This is a genomic window from Nocardia sp. NPDC051463, from assembly GCF_040681975.1.
Lineage (GTDB): Bacteria > Actinomycetota > Actinomycetes > Mycobacteriales > Mycobacteriaceae > Nocardia.
On the sequence record NZ_JBFBAB010000012.1, the window covers coordinates 72,389 to 88,325 of the forward strand.

A 15,937-nucleotide genomic window follows, 5' to 3' on the forward strand; every position below is an offset into this window, starting at 1 on the left:
GGGAGTTTTGGTACCAGCTGCCTGACGTGTGACGAAATGTCTTCTGGTGCAGTCGAACTGAGCCAGTCGTAGGGGCAGGATCACGTTGCGAGAATTCACGACGTCCAGGTCGCGATTCCAACGCGTCGCATGCGTGACTCGGCCGTCTCCTGGGAAGGGGCAGCTCGACTAGTGGATTGGGAATTGGCTGCATCAATTGCCGAAACTGACCCGATAAGGCGAGTGACTGTGTCGTCGAAATCCATCGGCTGCGCGGCAATTGCTGGGCTATGGTGATAATGCTCGGGGTTGCGGGATTATTCCGGCGGGAATAATCCTGATGTCCGTACGAAAATTTCGGGGCATGTGACTCGGTCAGGCGGCACGCCGATTCAGAGGTCGATGGTGTTGTATATCCCTGCTATGTCGGCGATGGAACGAATGGAACCATTTCCGGTAATGCTATTTTCTTCTGGTGTGGCACGGAACGTGCGCTCCGGCCGCTAGTCGAATGAGGTAGCGGAAGTAGCCGAAGGGCGAGTGGACCTCCGTGTGAAAGTGTGAGTGCGCTTCGCGCGGGGACCTTTCGGGTCCGCATGCGGCTCCGACGGCGATGACGACTACGAAGACCGGGTGTCGGAAGCACTCCCGAGCGACACTTCCCGCCATGGGGTTAACCTATTCGGCGTGGCAGACGAAGGTGGGTCGGTAACGGAGTCCGAGCCTGGCGATGACCAGAATTCGCGAGGGCGCAAGAAGTCGAGGGGGGAAAGACGCAAGCAGCGACCGTTCTGGCGGGAACTGCCGATACTCATTACGATCGCCGCAGTGATCGCTGCTCTGACGGTCACCTTCGTCGGCCGTCCCTATGTGATTCCCTCCGAATCGATGGAGCCGACCCTGCACGGTTGTACCGGCTGCACCGGCGACCGTATCTACGTGCAGAAGCTGAGCTATTACTGGGGAGATCCCGAGCCAGGCGACGTCGTAGTGTTCGTCGGTCCGCCGTCATGGAATCGGGGCTACCAATCGATCCGTTCCGACAACACCGTCGTGCGTAGCGTGCAGAACTTCTTCTCGTTCTTCGGGCTGGTGCCGCCGGATGAGAACGATCTGGTGAAGCGGGTGATCGCGGTCGGCGGTCAGACCGTGCAGTGCTGTGATGCGCAGGGGCGCATCCTGGTGGACGGCAAGCCGTTGGACGAGCCGTACGCCAAGTATGACTTTCCGTACGTTCCCGGTCTGCGCTTCGGCACCGGCAAAGGGGCGCGCGAGTTCGATCCGGTGAAGGTGCCCGACGGAAACCTTTGGGTGATGGGGGATAATCGTGACCACTCCGCGGACTCGCGGTACCACCTCGCTGACGAGCTCCACGGCACTGTCCCGACGGACAACGTCCGCGGCAAAGCGGTGTTCAAGATCTGGCCGCCTGGCCGGATCGGGCCGGTGCGGGCCGAGGATCCTCAAACGAAGTGATCGGCGCGGCTGCGGGATAATCGGACGGTGGGGAAAGGTCGAGTGGCTGGTAGTCGGGTGACGATGCCGAGCAGTGGTTGGCCGCCGCGTGTGGTGATGCGCAGGTCCGGCGGATTGCGCACGCTCGAGGCGGCGCTGATCCGCAGCGGGCTCGGTCCGGTTGCCGGCGTCGACGAGGCGGGCCGCGGACCCTGCGCCGGACCGCTGGTGGTCGCCGCGTGCCTGCTCGCGCCCAAGGCCTACGACAAACTGGCCGGGCTCGACGATTCCAAGAAACTCACCGAGTCGGTGCGCGAGGAGCTCTATCCGCTGATCACCCGGCTGGCGCTCGCATGGAAGGTCGTCGTCATCCCGGCCTGGGAGATCGATTCGATCGGCATCCACGTCGCCAATATCGAGGGCATGCGCCGGGCCGTCGCCGGGCTCGGGCAGCGGCCAGGATACGTGCTCACCGATGGATTCCGGGTGCCGGGCATTCCGGTGCCGTCACTGCCGGTGATCGGCGGCGATGCCGCCGCTGCCTGCATCGCGGCGGCCAGCATCCTGGCCAAAGTCACCAGGGACCGAATGATGGTCGAACTGGACGAGCGACTGCCCGGCTACGGATTCGCGACGCACAAGGGTTACAACACGCCCGAGCACGCCGCCGCGCTCGAGCGGCTCGGACCGAGCAACGAGCACCGGCGGTCGTGGCGCAATGTGCGCGACGCCGCGGGCCTTCGTCCGGCCGTCAGCGTGTCCACCTACGCCGATGCGGTGCTCGTTGCGGGCACCGATGACATGGCTTCCGAAGGTCCCCAGGCCTCGGATGGGGATAGCCGAGTGGCTACCGACGCTGCTCATGCGCGATGATGTCAGCACACGCAGTGCGGCGAGAAGGAGGACGTCCCACCCGATGAGTGCCGAGGACCTCGAGAAGTACGAAACCGAGATGGAGCTCTCGCTATATCGCGAGTACAAGGACATCGTCGGTCAGTTCTCGTACGTGGTGGAGACCGAGCGCCGCTTCTACCTGGCCAATTCCGTAGAGCTGCGCCCGCAGAACGCCGACGGCGAGGTGTATTTCGAGGTGCGGATGAGCGACGCGTGGGTCTGGGACATGTACCGCCCCGCCCGCTTCGTCAAGCACGTTCGAGTGATCACCTTCAAGGACGTCAATATCGAAGAGCTGGAGAAGCCGGACCTGCGCCTGCCCGAGTAGCACGGTGCACCGACCTTCCAGGTCGGACCAGCCGATATCGCGCGGGGTTGTCCACAGCTGAGCGGCTATCAACAGGGACGCAGTGCGTGCAGTTCGGCTCAGCGGCGCCGAGGACGGCTCGGCGCACGCTGGCTCGGTGACTGACAAACAGGCGCTCGGCGCGCACGGGGAAGAACTGGCGGCACGGTTCCTGCAGGCCGCCGGGATGGAAATCGTCGGCAGGAACTGGCGATGCAGGTACGGCGAACTCGATCTGATCGCCCAGGACGCCGGTATCACCGCCTTCATCGAAGTGAAGACCCGATCCGGACTACAGTTCGGCACGCCCGCGGAAGCGGTCACCTTCACCAAACGGCAGCGGATCCGGCGGCTGGCCCTGATGTGGCTGGCCGAACAAAACGGCCCGTGGCGGCACATTCGGTTCGATGTGGTGTCGGTCTTGGTGACTCGCGAACAGGGCCCCGTCATCGACCATCTGAAGGCGGTCTTCTGATGGCACTCGGGAGAGCGCATTCTGTCGCCGTCACCGGGGTGGACGGCTTGCTGGTAGAGATCGAGGCGGATATCGGGCAGGGGCTGCCCTCAGTGCACCTGGTCGGGCTGCCGGATACCGCGCTGCAGGAATCCCGCGACCGGGTGCGCTCCGCGGTGGCCAACTCGGGGGAGAAATGGCCCGACGGCCGAGTCATCCTGGCGTTGTCACCCGCGACCCTGCCGAAGGTCGGCAGTGTGTACGACATTGCTTTGGCCACCGCCGTTTTGGATGCGGCGGGTGTGATCCCGCCGGAGCGGCTCTCGAAGACCGTACTGCTCGGTGAACTCGCGCTCGACGGTCGGGTTCGACGGGTGCGAGGCATCCTGCCCGCGGTGATCGCCGCACGCAACGCGGGCAGGCAGACGGTGATCGTGCCCGAGTCCGCGATGGCTGAGGCGGGTTTGGTGGATGGGATCACGGTGTACGGAGCGGCCAGCCTGCGCGCCCTGGTCGCGTGGCTGCGCGGTGAAGGGGTGCTGGCCGAGCCCGACACTGCGCTGCCCGACGTCGTCCCATCCGGTGGCGACCTGAGTGAGGTCGTCGGCCAAGAGGAAGCCAGGTGGGCATTGGAGGTGGCTGCCGCGGGTGGCCACCACCTCTTGCTGACCGGTCCGCCTGGTATCGGTAAAACGATGCTGGCGCAACGCCTTCCGAGCCTACTGCCGCCGCTGTCGGAAACCGAGGCACTCGAGGTGACGGCCATTCACTCGGTGGCGGGCGCGCTGTCCTGCGACCAGCCGCTGATTACGATGCCACCCTTCGTCGCACCACACCACTCCACCTCGGCGGCCGCGATGATCGGCGGCGGCTCGGGCTCGGCTAGGCCCGGCGCGGTGAGCCGCGCCCATCGCGGCGTGCTGTTCCTCGACGAATGCGCCGAGATCGGCACGAAGGTGCTCGAAGCAATGCGAACTCCGCTGGAGGAAGGCGAGGTGCGCATCGCCCGCCGCGATGGCGTCGCCCGCTATCCGGCGCGCTTCCAGCTCATCCTCGCGGCGAACCCGTGCCCATGCGCGCCGGCCCGCGATATCGACTGCATTTGTGCTCCCCTCGCCCGCCGCAGATACCTGGGAAAATTTTCCGGTCCGCTGATGGACCGTATCGACATCTGGGTGCAGATGCACGGTCACATCGAGGCAGGCTTCAGCACCGAGGCCGCCGAAAGCAGTGCGACGGTTCGTGACCGCGTGGCCGTGGCGCGGCGAGTGGCTGTGCAACGGTGGCGCGAATACGGCTGGGTCACCAATGCCGAAGTCCCCGGACACATACTGCGTCAACAATTCCGGCTCCCACGCGAGGCGGTGGCCCCGGTAGAAGCCGCCCTCCGTCTCGGCCGACTCTCCGCCCGAGGCGCGGATCGCGCCATCCGAGTCGCCTGGACCATCAGCGACCTGCGCGGCGCCGATCAACCTACCGCTCGAGACATCATGTCCGCATTGAACTTTCGCCAGCGCGGCGCACAGTGAGCGAGGTGATGGCCGGCGAGCTGCCGGGTGAACGCGGTATCCGAGGCGAGACGCCTGCGTCCGGTCTGTTGGCTGTGGGTGGCGATCAGGCGGTAGTGGAGGGTGCCGGGACGACCTCGGTGTCTGTGGAAATAGGTGGCGGTGTGGTTGTGGAGCCGAGAGTGGCGGCGGTGCCGTCTGTGGTTGTCGATGGAGGAGCTGATGCGTCCGCCGCAAGGCCGAGGGTGGGCGGCAGGGGTAGGTCGATGCCGAACATGGGAACCAGCTCTGGGCAGACGTATTCGGGGCCTGCGGCCATGGGTGTCGGGGGGAGCGGGTCGGTGGGGGCTGGTGTCGGCGGTGCGAGCGGTGGGGAAGGTGTGGTCGAGGAGCGGAGGTTGGCGTGGGCGTATTTGTCGCGGGTCGTCCAAGGGCCTTGTGCGGCACTGTCGGCGTTGATCGAGTCGGTGGGGGTTGTCGAGGCAGCGCATGCTGTGCGGGGGTGCGCACTGCCGGAGTCGTTGCGTGGGCCCACCGAGCAACGGCGTGGAATTGACAGTGCGGCAAAGGATTTGGAGCTGATGCGGCGGGTCGGTGGGCGGTTGATCACCCCTGACGATCCGGAATGGCCTGCCTGGCGGATGTTGGGGCTGAGTCAGCTCGACCCGAGGCGCGACCGGGATGGTGCGGTGCCGCTGGCGTTGTGGGTACGCGGGCCGCGCTCGCTGCTGGAGTCGAGTGAGAGGGCGCTGGCGGTGGTCGGTGCTCGATGCAGTAGCGGCTACGGCGATCGTGTCACCGGTGAGATCGTCGGCGACCTTGCGGCACAGGGGTGGACGATCGTGTCGGGTGCGGCGTTCGGGATCGACGGGATGGCGCACCGGGCAGCGCTGGCGGTTGGTGGTCCGACTATCGCGGTTCTCGCCTGTGGCGTCGACCGGCCGTACCCGGCTCAACACGCCCGATTGCTCGCGGAGATCGCTGAGTGCGGACTGGTCGTCAGCGAATATCCGCCCGGCACGGTCGCGCACAAGCACCAGTTCCTGGCTCGCAATCGTCTGATCGCCGCAATGGCCGACAGCGTTCTCGTGGTGGAAGCCGGTCTGCGCAGCGGCTCCCGCAACACCGCGAAATGGGCTCGCCGCCTCGGACGCCCGGCATTGGCGGTCCCCGGCCCGATCACCTCCGCGTCCTCGATCGGCTGCCACCAGATGATCCGAGACGGAGAGGCGGTGCTCGTCACCCGATCCGAGGAGGTGATCGACGAGGCCGGTCCGCTGCGGCTGTCGCTGTCGACCGATCAGCGACCCGATCCGGGAGATGGCCTGTCCGGTGACGAATCCGCGATCTTCGCCGCCCTACCGAAGATCGGTTCCCGCCTACCTCGAGACCTCGCCGATCAATCCGGTCTGGCACTGGCCGTCGTGCGCGCGGTCCTACCGGCACTCGAGCTGTCGGGGCTGGTCGGCAGGGATGAAAACGGCTGGTACCGAAGAGAAAGGACACCAACATCTTGAGAGTTCTTACACTGCGTAAGCCCTTGGTCGAGTTGCTCGATCAGCGGTCTCGATCGACCGGGTGTGGCGTCGGCGCCAGCGATGTCGCACACCCGCTGAACCGATGCGGGAGGAATCCAAGGAATGGTTCAGCGGGGCCGTGTTCGTGCCGGTATGGCGCGTACTCGCTGAACGGGCTCGGGTGCGGAATAGATCTCGGTGGTCCCGTGTCTGCGCCTACACAGCCGGCAGGTGCCCGCCGCCCGGGTCTTGCTGCCCGGCGGTCGACTCACCTGTCGGCGGGTAGCCATCGCTGGGTCGAACGTCGGCTACCGGTACCTGGCGCCCAGGAAACTGCCGAGTAGGCCGCACCGTCACATGCCACTCGTCGAGTGCGGGGTCCGGGCGACGCTCGGTGGGTGGATGTAGTTGGACGGAAGTGGGTTCGGTCGTTCGAGGGGACGGTGATCGGGTGGCCGGTCGGCGTGCTGGCTTGCCAAGTGGCCTGATGCGGGCGACGGTGGGTGGATGGAGTTGCCGGAGGATCTCGAGGCGTTGTTGGGGGAGTTCGGACGGCATCTGCGGCTCGGGCGGAACCGGTCAGCGCATACCGCGCGCGCATATCTGGGTGATGCGCGGTCGCTGTTGTCGCATCTGTATGAGCGGTCGGCGGATTCCGCGGTTCGGGAACTGGATCTGGCATTGTTGCGATCCTGGCTCGCGCGACAGGCGAGCGCGGGCGTCGCGCGCACGACGATGGCGCGGCGTGCGTCGTCGGCTCGGACCTTCACCGCCTGGCTGACCAGTACCGGGCGGTTGGAAACCGATCCGGGGTTGAGGCTGGGGTCGCCGAAGGCGCATCGAGTGCTGCCTGCCGTGCTCGGCGCCCAGCAAGCCGTCGCAGCGATGGATGCGGCGGAATCCGGTGCGGTGCAACGTGATCCCATGGCGCTGCGCGATCGGCTGATCGTGGAGCTGTTGTACTCGACCGGGATTCGAGTCAGCGAGCTGTGCGGGCTCGACATCGATGACGTCGATCGGGAGCGGCATCTGGTTCGCGTGCTGGGCAAGGGGAACAAGGAACGGTCGGTGCCGTTCGGGGTGCCTGCCGACGACGCCATCGGCAATTGGCTGCGATATGGCCGACCTGCCTTGGTCGCCACGGACTCGGGGCGTGCCCTGCTGCTGGGCCGTCGCGGTAAGCGTCTCGATCAGCGCCAGGCCAGAACTGTGGTGCACGAGGTGGTTTCGGCGATACCCGGCGCGCCCGACATGGGTCCGCACGGGCTGCGTCACTCGGCCGCCACGCATCTGCTGGAGGGCGGTGCCGACCTGCGGGTGGTGCAGGAACTGCTCGGCCACGCCAGCATGGCGACAACTCAGCTCTACACGCATGTTTCCATCGAGCGGCTGAAGAAGGTGCACGACCGAGCTCATCCGCGGGCATAGGCTGCCACGCTCTCAACGGTGACAATTCTGAAACGTGTTCTTCTTTATGGAAGGCACGTCAGTGTGCTTCATATGCCGCTATTCTGACACGAGTTCTAGTCTTGGAGGATTCGTGGACGCCGCACAATCAGGTGGTCAACAGCCGGCCGCGACGTGTCGGGGAGCCCATATTGTCGCGTGCGGACGGGTGCGGCGATGACCACCCACACGATTCTCGGCCAGGACATCCACATGCCGGTGCGAATCCGGCTCGCACGCACTTTCATGGCCACCTATGTGGTGCCCGCCGACGCCGCGCAGCGGCTCATCGACTACTCGAAACTGGATATCCTGCGCTTGCCCGGCGACCGTGCCGTCTGCACGCTCGTCTTCGTCGACTACCTCGACGGTGACCTCGGCCCCTACCACGAATTCGGCGTTTCCTTCATGGTCCGCCACCACCGCGCCGCCAACAACGCGTGGTTCGGTGACCTGCGCGCCATGCTGACCGGTGGCGCCGGTGTCTTCATCCACCGGCTCCCTGTCGACGGCGAATTCACCCTCGCGGCAGGCCGCGGCATCTGGGGATTCCCCAAGGAGCTCGCCGACTTCACCATGCATCGCGACGGCGGTACGCGCCGCGGTGTGCTGCACCAGGACGGCAAGCTCCTCGTCGACCTGGAAGTCCGCCCTGGCATCGCGCTGCCTTCGCGGCGCAACACCGCATCGTCGTTCGATGCCTACTCGCACATCGACGGCGTCACGCGCAGCACACCGTGGCATATGGAGCCTTCTGGCATGCGCGCTCGCGTAGGCGGGGCAGACCTCACTCTCGGCGACCACGCCTGGGCGGCCGAGCTGAGCTCCTTGGGATTGCCCAAGCGTGCGCTCATGACCTCGGTCGTCGATCACCTCGCCATGACCTTTCGGGACGCCATGCCCGTGTGAGGCAATCGAGCCGGCCCGGGTTCGCTGTCGCGCAGCGAGGTTCGTGGACGGCCATCCTGGTGGCGGTTACGCTGACGTTGCGGATTGTTTGCTTACGGCACGAAACCCTACCGGAGATGGAGTGGCGCCCGTGAACCCCGACGATCGGCATCGCACCGTAGGGAATGCGCGTGAGCTGGAAGAACATCGCGGTGTCGGCATCGAGATGTGGGGTGAGTTCCGCGCGATGCCCGGCCCCCGGCACATCCTCGACGGTGCGGCACCCACCATCGGGTTTCTCTTCGGCTATTACCTCGTCGGTGCCGCGGTCGGTGTTTTCGTCGCCACTCCGATCGCCGTCGCCCTGGCTGCCGTCCGGCTCGTCCAAGGCGACTCGGTGCGGGTCGTCGCAGTGTCGGTGCTGGTCATCCTGGTGTTGTCGTTGTTTGTCGAAATCACGGGCCAAGGGCGCGGCTTCTACCTGCCCGAAGTCGCGCTGTGCGTGGTGATGACCGTGCTCTTCGGTGCGACCCTGCTCACCGGCAAGCCTCTCAGCTGCACCGTCTGCCGCCGGATCGGGCTCGAACCGGCCGAGCCCGCTGATCCGGCCACGCGGCTGCGACTGCATCGGCGAATCACGTTGGCGTGGTTCGTATTCTGGGTGGTGCACGTGGTGGTGACGTTGCCGCTCTACCTGGCGGACAAGGTCGTAGTTCGCGGCACTGTTGCACTCGTCCTCGGTACACCCGCGCTGGTCCTCATGCTTGCCGTGACCTGGCTGTGGGTCCGCGACAGATCGGGTCAGCTGACCAGTCGAAGCGAGGCGATATGACGCTCCCGAGCCCGGCCGAAGAGTCCGGTGACGATGAGGAGGAAATCGACTACCGCTTCACCCTCGCGAACGAGCGCACCTTTCTGGCCTGGATACGCACCTCGCTCGGCTTGCTCGCAGGCGGTGTCGCCGTGCATACCCTGGTCCAGCCGTTCCGGATGTCCGGGTTGCGACGGGCGCTTGCGTTGAGCTGCATCGTGCTCGCGGTGATCATCGCGATCGGCGCCTACACACACTGGCGACGCGTCGGTACAGCTATGCGCCGCGGCGACCCGCTGCCTGTCACCGTCATGGTGCCGATCCTGTCGGTGGGCATCGCTCTGGTGTCGGTGCTGGCGTGCGTGGCGGTGTTGCTGCGATGAGCCCGGCAAGTCTTGCCGCGGAGCGCACCGCATTAGCGTGGCGTCGGACCGCGATCGCAGCGATGGTTATCGCCGCGTTGTTCCTCAACCACGCGGCGACCAGTGGCTGGCGTTCGGCGGCGATCGCACCGATCGGTGCCGCGGTCACGCTCGCCGCTTTGGCGGGAATCTGCTATTTGCGCAATCGCAGTCTGCACGAGGGCCGCTTCCGTGACGGCGCCCGTGTCATCGCCACGACCATGATGGCCGTTCTCGCCGTGGCCTGTGTCGCGGCCGCAATCGGTTTCACGGATCCACAACTCTAATCCCTTCCGGCCCAACCAATTCGGCTACCGATCAGGAGGATGGACATGGGCACAGCGACAGAACCGAGCGACTTCGTCATCGCCGGACAGCAGCGCGCCGCCGCGGCACTGCCGTTCGCCGACTCCGCCGATTTCGCGGATGTCGATCGCGGGTTCATCGCCGCACTGGAGCCGGGGGTGGTCACCGCTTCGGATGGAACTGTGGTGTGGGACAACGACTCCTATGGCTTTCTGCGTGAGCCGTGCCCCGCCTCGGTGAATCCGAGCCTGTGGCGGCAGTCCGGGTTGGCCATCCGGCAGGGTCTCTACGAAGTCACCGAGGGGATCTACCAGATTCGTGGCCTCGATCTATCGAACATGACACTGGTCGAAGGTGACATCGGGGTAATCGTCATCGATCCGCTGATCTCCGCGGAAACCGCCGCCGCCGGGCTGGCGCTGTATCGCGCACATCGTGGCGACCGGCCGGTGACCGGGCTCATCTACACCCACTCCCACGCCGACCACTTCGGCGGCGCGCTCGGCGTGACGACCACCGAAGACGTTGCGGCCGGTCGCTGCCCGGTGGTGGCTCCGGTCGGATTTCTGGAGCACGCGGTGGCCGAGAATGTCTACGCGGGCACCGCCATGGCGCGCCGGGCTGCCTACATGTACGGCGCTGCGCTGCCGCGCGGTCCACTCGGACAGGTCGGCGCCGGACTCGGCCAGACCACCTCCCTCGGCACCGTGACCCTGATCCCACCAACGGTCGATATCATCGCCACCGGTCAGGAGCAGACAGTCGACGGAGTTCGGATCGTCTTCCAGATGACTCCGGGCACCGAGGCGCCCGCCGAAATGAATTTCTACTTTCCCGATCATCGGGCGCTGTGCATGGCCGAAAACGCCACGCACACACTGCACAATCTGCTCACCCTGCGCGGTGCGCTGGTGCGTGATCCACACATCTGGGCGAAATACCTCACCGAGGCGATCAACCTGTTCGCCCGCGATTCCGATGTGGTGTTCGCCTCGCACCACTGGCCGACCTGGGGTACTGAGCGCCTCGTGGAATTCCTTGCGCTGCAACGCGATCTGTACGGATACCTCCACGATCAGACGCTGCGGCTGCTGAACCAGGGTTATGTGGGTAATGAAATCGCCGAGATGATCACGCTGCCACCGGCCATCGCGAACGCCTGGCATACGCACGGGTACTACGGGTCGGTCAGCCACAACGTCAAGGCCATCTATCAGCGGTACATGGGCTGGTTCGATGGCAATCCGGCCCATCTCTGGGAGCACTCGCCGGTCGAATCCGCCCAGCGCCATGTGGAATTCATGGGCGGTGCCGACGAGGTGCTGCGCAAGGCGCGGATCTCCTACGATGCGGGCGACTACCGCTGGGTCGCGCAGGTGGTCAACTACGTCATCTTCGCCGATCCCACCAACACGGCCGCGAAAGCATTGCAGGCCGACACCTTCGAACAACTGGGCTATGGCGCGGAGAATGCCACGTGGCGAAACTTCTACCTCAGCGGTGCCTACGAACTGCGCAACGGCACTTTCGGTACCCCGACCAAACCCGACTCACCGAGCGTGCTGGCCGCGTTGACCGTCGAGCAGATCTTCGACGTCTGGGCCTTACGTGTGGACGGGCCGAAGGCATGGGACCGGCGCGTGGTCATCGACTGGCACATTAGCGACGAGAACCGGATCCACCGCCTGGAATTGCGCAACGGCCTGCTCACCCACTATGACCTGCCCACCGGCGTCGCTATGCCCGACCCTTCCGCGGTGTTCACCCTGTCCCGGGCAACCCTCATCCGGGTCCTGGTGGCGGGCGGGGATTTCGGCGCCGCCGCCACCGCAGGCGACATCAGCCTGAGCGGCGACCCCACGAAGCTGTCCGACATCGTCGGCGTGTTCGACAATCCCGACCCGAACTTCGCCATCGTCACCCCGTGACCGCGAGCGATGCCACCCTCGACCGCTCAATCGTCGTTCGTGGTGGTGCGCAGCTGTTGTGTGACCACCGAGCGCGCACAACTAATGCTGGGTCGGTGTCTTCGTCGGCAGCGCGTCGATGTACTTGCTTGCGATGAAGCGCTGGACGAGCCGGACCGCCGGGCCGCCGATGCGCGCGTACCACGCCGCGTTACGGGAGAACGCGGTCACCAACCCGTACACGGTGTCATCGGCGCGGTCGTACTCCACAGCGAAGAGTTCCTCGCCGATTTCCGGGTGGCCGGGCAGCGTGCCATAGGCGAAGCCGCGTCGATCGGACTCGTCGAGCACGTACACCACGCGGCAGGGTGCCGTTATTGCCAAGGGGCCGAAGCCCAGTCGCACTGTCAGCCGAGTGCCGGGCTCGGCGGTCGGTGTGCTCGCCTCCTGAAAGATGGCGGTGCCTTTCTGCATTCGATACGCCAAGATCTCCGTGCCCGCGTGCTCGAACAGTGCTCGTCCGTGCCCGATCCGTCGCCGCAGCCGGAACCGGTGGTAGCCGTCCGGCAGCGGCCCCTTGGTGGCGCCGACCTCGGAGTAGGTGAACGAAGGGTCGCCGAGCGCGTTGTCCATACCTCGATCTTCGCCGTCGGAACCGAGGTTCGGAAGCAATCGTTCACAAACGCTTCAGCCATGGTGGAGCATCGGCTTGAGCCGAAGGGCAACCGCATGCAACAACCCGAGTGGATCCACATACTCGCGCCGGTTGCGTCCGCCCGCCTCCCGCCGGGCACCCCAGTGCAGGCATGCCGCCACGGCGCAGCCCTCGTGACCGGCCTCCAGCTTCCCGATCGGCGTCCCGCGCCCGACCCGGCTTCCCACCGGGACTGCTGGCTCGACCGGCTCGTAGGTGGTCCGCAAACCACCGGAATGGTCGATCGACACCACCGGCTTGTCCGCAACCTTCCCGGCGAACACGACGATGCCGTCGCCCGCCGCGAACACCACCTGACCGGCCATACCTGCCAGATCGACTCCACGGTGCCCTGGTAACCAATCGTGCTCGAGTTGGTCGAACCGCCGCTCGATCGATGGCCGCGGCTGCAACGGCCATCCGAACTGTCCGGCCGGAGCGGCCACAACCGACCGCTCCGTCGTACCCAGCAGAGCAGTCACACCGATGACGACGAACACCGCCCGCCGCCAGTGTCGACCGGCATGCACGCATTGTCCCGTGTTTTCCGGGCCCGCCCTGCTGATGCGATTCATTCGAGATTCAGTGCTGCGCAGGAAGTGGAAGCGGAACCTGCCGGACAAGACCCAACAGCCGCAGCAGATCACTGGCAATGCGCGCCGAGTCACCCGCCGAACCGGTCCCGACCCCGGGCATAGCTCCCGACCGCAACGGATCAGGGCGCAGCAGACCCGGCGAAGTTCCCAGGCCGGGGACCGACGGTGCCGAGGCGCCCATCGAGCTGCCCGCTGCGAGTACGGCCTGCCAACTGCTCGGCGCCGGACGTGGCGGCAAGGAGGCATGGATATCGGAGGGAACAGGCGTAGCAAGCCCGAACGTTTCCGGTGGCGTTGCCGCCGCGTTCGGCGCCATGGCCACCGATCCTGCGAACAACAGTGGAATGAACATTGTCAGGAAAATGCTGATGCGATTCATTCCTCTACCCTCATCGGCCCGGACCCTCGGCAGTACCCCCGATCCGCTGATTGTGGACAACATCCGCAACTGTGGAAATCAGGCATTTCGCCTGCGCATGGGCCATTCGGGATGCCTGCATCGCAGGCCGATTTAGCCGTGGGCTACCGAAGACGTAGACTGATCGAGCGGTCTGTGCGTGCATGGGCCGACTTCGCGCGCCACCCTGTGCTTGTTCGCAACGGCGCTGTTCGAACCGGATTCCATTCGTTCGTGACAGTGCAGTGCGGAGCAGGGAATCGTCGGCTGGTCCTGATCTTCGTGGTCGGGTCCGATGATTCGGAGGCGCCAGGGCAGCGGATCGCCGATCTGCTGCGTCAACCGGCAATGAAAGTGAGATACGGGAGCTATGGCTGTCGTAACAATGAAGCAGCTGCTCGACAGCGGCGCGCACTTCGGACACCAGACTCGACGCTGGAACCCGAAGATGAAGCGGTTCATCTTCACCGACCGCAACGGCATCTACATCATCGACCTGCAGCAGACGCTGACCTACATCGACAAGGCCTACGAGTTCGTCAAGGAGACCGTCGCCCACGGTGGCACCGTTCTCTTCGTCGGCACGAAGAAGCAGGCCCAGGAGTCGATCGCGGCCGAGGCGACTCGCGTCGGGATGCCCTATGTCAACCAGCGCTGGCTGGGTGGCATGCTCACCAACTTCTCGACCGTGCACAAGCGTCTGCAGCGCCTCAAGGAGCTCGAGGCCATGGAGCAGACCGGTGGCTTCGAGGGTCGCACCAAGAAGGAAATCCTCATGCTCACGCGTGAGATGAACAAGCTCGAGCGCACCCTCGGTGGTATCCGCGACATGGCCAAAGTGCCTTCGGCCATCTGGGTCGTCGACACCAACAAGGAGCACATCGCCGTAGGCGAGGCCCGCAAGCTGAACATCCCGGTCATCGCGATCCTGGACACCAACTGCGATCCCGACCTGGTCGACTACCCGATCCCGGGTAACGACGACGCGATCCGTTCCGCCGCTCTGCTCACCAAGGTCGTCGCCTCCGCGGTGGCCGAGGGCGTGCAGGCGCGGGCCGGCATCTCCTCCGGTGACGAGAAGCCGGAAGCCGGCGCGGGCGAGCCGCTCGCCGAGTGGGAGCAGGAGCTGCTCGCGCAGGCTGCCCCCGCCGCTGCCGAGGCCGAGGCCCCTGCCGAGGTCGAGACCGCCGCTGACGCCGCGGTCGCCGAGGTTCCGCCGGCCACCACTCCGGCCGACGCCTGAGCCTCGCGGTGTTGGATGGCGGTAGCAGCGTGGCCTCCGGTTACGCGAGCTGCCGCCTCCGGCCCTGTCGCTGCGACCGTGACGGCTTTGTTCACCTTGCCGGCCTCTTCCAGTACGGGAGAGGTCGGCAAGGTGGTGTTACCACCCATTGACAACACACAGGAGGATCGCCACCGATGGCGAACTACACCGCCGCTGACGTGAAGCGGCTGCGGGAGCTCACCGGCTCCGGGATGATGGATTGCAAGAACGCGCTGGTCGAGACCGAGGGTGATTTCGACAAGGCCGTCGAGGTGCTGCGCATCAAGGGCGCCAAGGATGTCGGCAAGCGTGCCGAGCGTTCCACCGCCGAAGGCCTGATCGCGGCCAAGGGCGGTGTGCTGGTCGAGATCAACTCCGAGACCGACTTCGTCGCCAAGAACGACGAGTTCCAGGGTCTGGCCGACAAGATCGTGACCGCTGCCGCGGCCGCGAAGCCTGCCGACCTGGACGCGCTGAAGGCTCTCGACCTCGGTGGCCAGACCGCTGACGACGCCGTGCAGGCGCTGGCCGCCAAGATCGGCGAGAAGCTCGAGCTGCGTCGCGTCGCTTCCTTCGACGGAGCGGTCGCCACCTACCTGCACAAGCGGGCCACCGACCTGCCGCCCGCCGTCGGCGTGCTGGTCGAGTACCAGGGCGAGGGTGACGCTGCCGCCGAGGCCGCGCGTGCCGTCGGCATGCAGGTCGCCGCGCTCAAGGCCAAGTACCTGACCCGCGACGAGGTTCCGGCCGAGGTCGTGGACAACGAGCGTCGCATCGCCGAGGAGACCGCCCGCGAAGAGGGCAAGCCCGAGGCCGCCCTGCCGAAGATCACCGAGGGTCGCGTCAACGGCTTCTTCAAGGATGTCGTGCTGCTCGAGCAGTCGTCGGTCACCGATTCCAAGAAGACCGTCAAGGCCCTGCTGGAAGAGGCCGGCGTCACCGTGACCCGCTTCGCCCGCTTCGAGGTCGGACAGGCCTGATCTCCCTTCGAGACCCCTCGCGCTCCACATCGGTGTGCGAGGGGTTTCGGCTGTCCGGGCTCGCTTGCCCCCGATTCCGTGGTCCGACCGGGCG

17 protein-coding genes are annotated in these 15,937 nt (G+C 65.8%); 14 read left to right on the forward strand and 3 right to left on the reverse strand.

Going from position 1 to position 15,937, the window contains the following annotated elements; all coding sequences use genetic code 11:
* The first annotated feature begins 666 nt into the window (after positions 1 to 666).
* From lepB to AB0M74_RS17855, 12 genes are all read left to right on the forward strand, one after another.
* Positions 667 to 1,455: a signal peptidase I gene (gene lepB, locus AB0M74_RS17800; RefSeq protein WP_366527338.1), complete on the forward strand. Its 789-nt coding sequence runs from the start codon at positions 667 to 669 to the stop codon at positions 1,453 to 1,455.
* A gap of 63 nt (positions 1,456 to 1,518) precedes the next feature.
* The gene (locus AB0M74_RS17805) at positions 1,519 to 2,307 is read left to right on the forward strand and encodes a ribonuclease HII (protein WP_366527440.1); all 789 of its coding nucleotides are present in this window, start codon (positions 1,519 to 1,521) and stop codon (positions 2,305 to 2,307) included.
* A 43-nt stretch (positions 2,308 to 2,350) separates the two neighbouring features.
* Entirely contained in the window at positions 2,351 to 2,656 is a 306-nt protein-coding gene (locus AB0M74_RS17810; RefSeq protein ID WP_011210678.1) for a DUF2469 domain-containing protein, read from the forward strand.
* Between the two features lie 136 nt (positions 2,657 to 2,792).
* On the forward strand, positions 2,793 to 3,149 hold the full coding sequence (locus AB0M74_RS17815) for a YraN family protein (protein ID WP_366527339.1): 357 nt from the start codon (positions 2,793 to 2,795) through the stop codon (positions 3,147 to 3,149).
* On the forward strand, positions 3,149 to 4,657 hold the full coding sequence (locus AB0M74_RS17820; protein ID WP_366527340.1) for a YifB family Mg chelatase-like AAA ATPase: 1,509 nt from the start codon (positions 3,149 to 3,151) through the stop codon (positions 4,655 to 4,657). Before AB0M74_RS17815 ends, AB0M74_RS17820 begins: the two co-directional genes overlap by 1 nt.
* A gap of 320 nt (positions 4,658 to 4,977) precedes the next feature.
* Entirely contained in the window at positions 4,978 to 6,153 is a 1,176-nt protein-coding gene (dprA, locus tag AB0M74_RS17825; protein ID WP_366527341.1) for a DNA-processing protein DprA, read from the forward strand.
* Positions 6,154 to 6,660: 507 nt separating this feature from the next.
* A complete protein-coding gene (locus AB0M74_RS17830) occupies positions 6,661 to 7,581 on the forward strand; it encodes a tyrosine recombinase XerC (RefSeq protein WP_366527342.1) in 921 nt (306 codons plus the stop codon).
* Between the two features lie 195 nt (positions 7,582 to 7,776).
* On the forward strand, positions 7,777 to 8,508 hold the full coding sequence (locus tag AB0M74_RS17835; protein WP_366527343.1) for an acetoacetate decarboxylase family protein: 732 nt from the start codon (positions 7,777 to 7,779) through the stop codon (positions 8,506 to 8,508).
* A gap of 130 nt (positions 8,509 to 8,638) precedes the next feature.
* Positions 8,639 to 9,319 (forward strand): DUF3159 domain-containing protein, encoded by a 681-nt coding sequence (locus AB0M74_RS17840; protein WP_366527344.1) that lies wholly within the window; start codon positions 8,639 to 8,641, stop codon positions 9,317 to 9,319.
* Positions 9,316 to 9,681, forward strand: a complete 366-nt coding sequence (locus AB0M74_RS17845; protein WP_328403972.1) for a DUF202 domain-containing protein — start codon at positions 9,316 to 9,318, stop codon at positions 9,679 to 9,681. The genes AB0M74_RS17840 and AB0M74_RS17845 overlap by 4 nt, the downstream gene beginning before the upstream one ends.
* A complete protein-coding gene (locus AB0M74_RS17850; RefSeq protein ID WP_366527345.1) occupies positions 9,678 to 9,986 on the forward strand; it encodes a DUF202 domain-containing protein in 309 nt (102 codons plus the stop codon). The genes AB0M74_RS17845 and AB0M74_RS17850 overlap by 4 nt, the downstream gene beginning before the upstream one ends.
* 45 nt (positions 9,987 to 10,031) lie before the next feature.
* A complete protein-coding gene (locus tag AB0M74_RS17855) occupies positions 10,032 to 11,933 on the forward strand; it encodes an alkyl sulfatase dimerization domain-containing protein (protein ID WP_366527346.1) in 1,902 nt (633 codons plus the stop codon).
* An 81-nt stretch (positions 11,934 to 12,014) separates the two neighbouring features.
* Here AB0M74_RS17855 and AB0M74_RS17860 read toward each other — a convergent pair whose 3' ends face one another.
* The 3 genes from AB0M74_RS17860 to AB0M74_RS17870 are packed head-to-tail and all read right to left on the reverse strand — an operon-like array spanning position 12,015 to position 13,581.
* Positions 12,015 to 12,545 carry a DUF1990 domain-containing protein gene (locus AB0M74_RS17860; RefSeq protein WP_366527347.1) on the reverse strand — a complete coding sequence of 177 codons (531 nt, stop codon included), beginning with the start codon at positions 12,543 to 12,545 and terminating at the stop codon, positions 12,015 to 12,017.
* A 54-nt stretch (positions 12,546 to 12,599) separates the two neighbouring features.
* A complete protein-coding gene (locus AB0M74_RS17865; protein ID WP_366527348.1) occupies positions 12,600 to 13,181 on the reverse strand; it encodes a M23 family metallopeptidase in 582 nt (193 codons plus the stop codon).
* A 7-nt stretch (positions 13,182 to 13,188) separates the two neighbouring features.
* Positions 13,189 to 13,581 (reverse strand): hypothetical protein, encoded by a 393-nt coding sequence (locus tag AB0M74_RS17870; protein WP_366527349.1) that lies wholly within the window; start codon positions 13,579 to 13,581, stop codon positions 13,189 to 13,191.
* A gap of 388 nt (positions 13,582 to 13,969) precedes the next feature.
* Here AB0M74_RS17870 and rpsB point away from each other — a divergent pair, with 388 nt between their 5' ends.
* The gene (rpsB, locus tag AB0M74_RS17875; RefSeq protein WP_366527350.1) at positions 13,970 to 14,842 is read left to right on the forward strand and encodes a 30S ribosomal protein S2; all 873 of its coding nucleotides are present in this window, start codon (positions 13,970 to 13,972) and stop codon (positions 14,840 to 14,842) included.
* A gap of 176 nt (positions 14,843 to 15,018) precedes the next feature.
* Complete coding sequence (tsf, locus tag AB0M74_RS17880; RefSeq protein ID WP_366527351.1) at positions 15,019 to 15,843, forward strand: translation elongation factor Ts; 825 nt, start codon at positions 15,019 to 15,021, stop codon at positions 15,841 to 15,843.
* The last annotated feature ends 94 nt before the right edge of the window (positions 15,844 to 15,937 follow it).

Excerpts from the sequence above, each read along its gene's own strand:
- AB0M74_RS17805 (WP_366527440.1), top strand. The coding sequence starts at position 1,519 with ATGCCGAGCAGTGGTTGGCCGCCGCGTGTGGTGATGCGCAGGTCCGGC.
- AB0M74_RS17810 (WP_011210678.1), top strand. The coding sequence starts at position 2,351 with ATGAGTGCCGAGGACCTCGAGAAGTACGAAACCGAGATGGAGCTCTCG.
- AB0M74_RS17820 (WP_366527340.1), top strand. The coding sequence starts at position 3,149 with ATGGCACTCGGGAGAGCGCATTCTGTCGCCGTCACCGGGGTGGACGGC.
- AB0M74_RS17830 (WP_366527342.1), top strand. The coding sequence starts at position 6,661 with ATGGAGTTGCCGGAGGATCTCGAGGCGTTGTTGGGGGAGTTCGGACGG.
- AB0M74_RS17835 (WP_366527343.1), top strand. The coding sequence starts at position 7,777 with ATGACCACCCACACGATTCTCGGCCAGGACATCCACATGCCGGTGCGA.
- AB0M74_RS17845 (WP_328403972.1), top strand. The coding sequence starts at position 9,316 with ATGACGCTCCCGAGCCCGGCCGAAGAGTCCGGTGACGATGAGGAGGAA.
- AB0M74_RS17850 (WP_366527345.1), top strand. The coding sequence starts at position 9,678 with ATGAGCCCGGCAAGTCTTGCCGCGGAGCGCACCGCATTAGCGTGGCGT.
- AB0M74_RS17855 (WP_366527346.1), top strand. The coding sequence starts at position 10,032 with ATGGGCACAGCGACAGAACCGAGCGACTTCGTCATCGCCGGACAGCAG.
- AB0M74_RS17860 (WP_366527347.1), bottom strand. The coding sequence starts at position 12,545 with ATGGACAACGCGCTCGGCGACCCTTCGTTCACCTACTCCGAGGTCGGC.
- AB0M74_RS17865 (WP_366527348.1), bottom strand. The coding sequence starts at position 13,181 with ATGAATCGCATCAGCAGGGCGGGCCCGGAAAACACGGGACAATGCGTG.
- AB0M74_RS17870 (WP_366527349.1), bottom strand. The coding sequence starts at position 13,581 with ATGAATCGCATCAGCATTTTCCTGACAATGTTCATTCCACTGTTGTTC.
- rpsB (WP_366527350.1), top strand. The coding sequence starts at position 13,970 with ATGGCTGTCGTAACAATGAAGCAGCTGCTCGACAGCGGCGCGCACTTC.
- tsf (WP_366527351.1), top strand. The coding sequence starts at position 15,019 with ATGGCGAACTACACCGCCGCTGACGTGAAGCGGCTGCGGGAGCTCACC.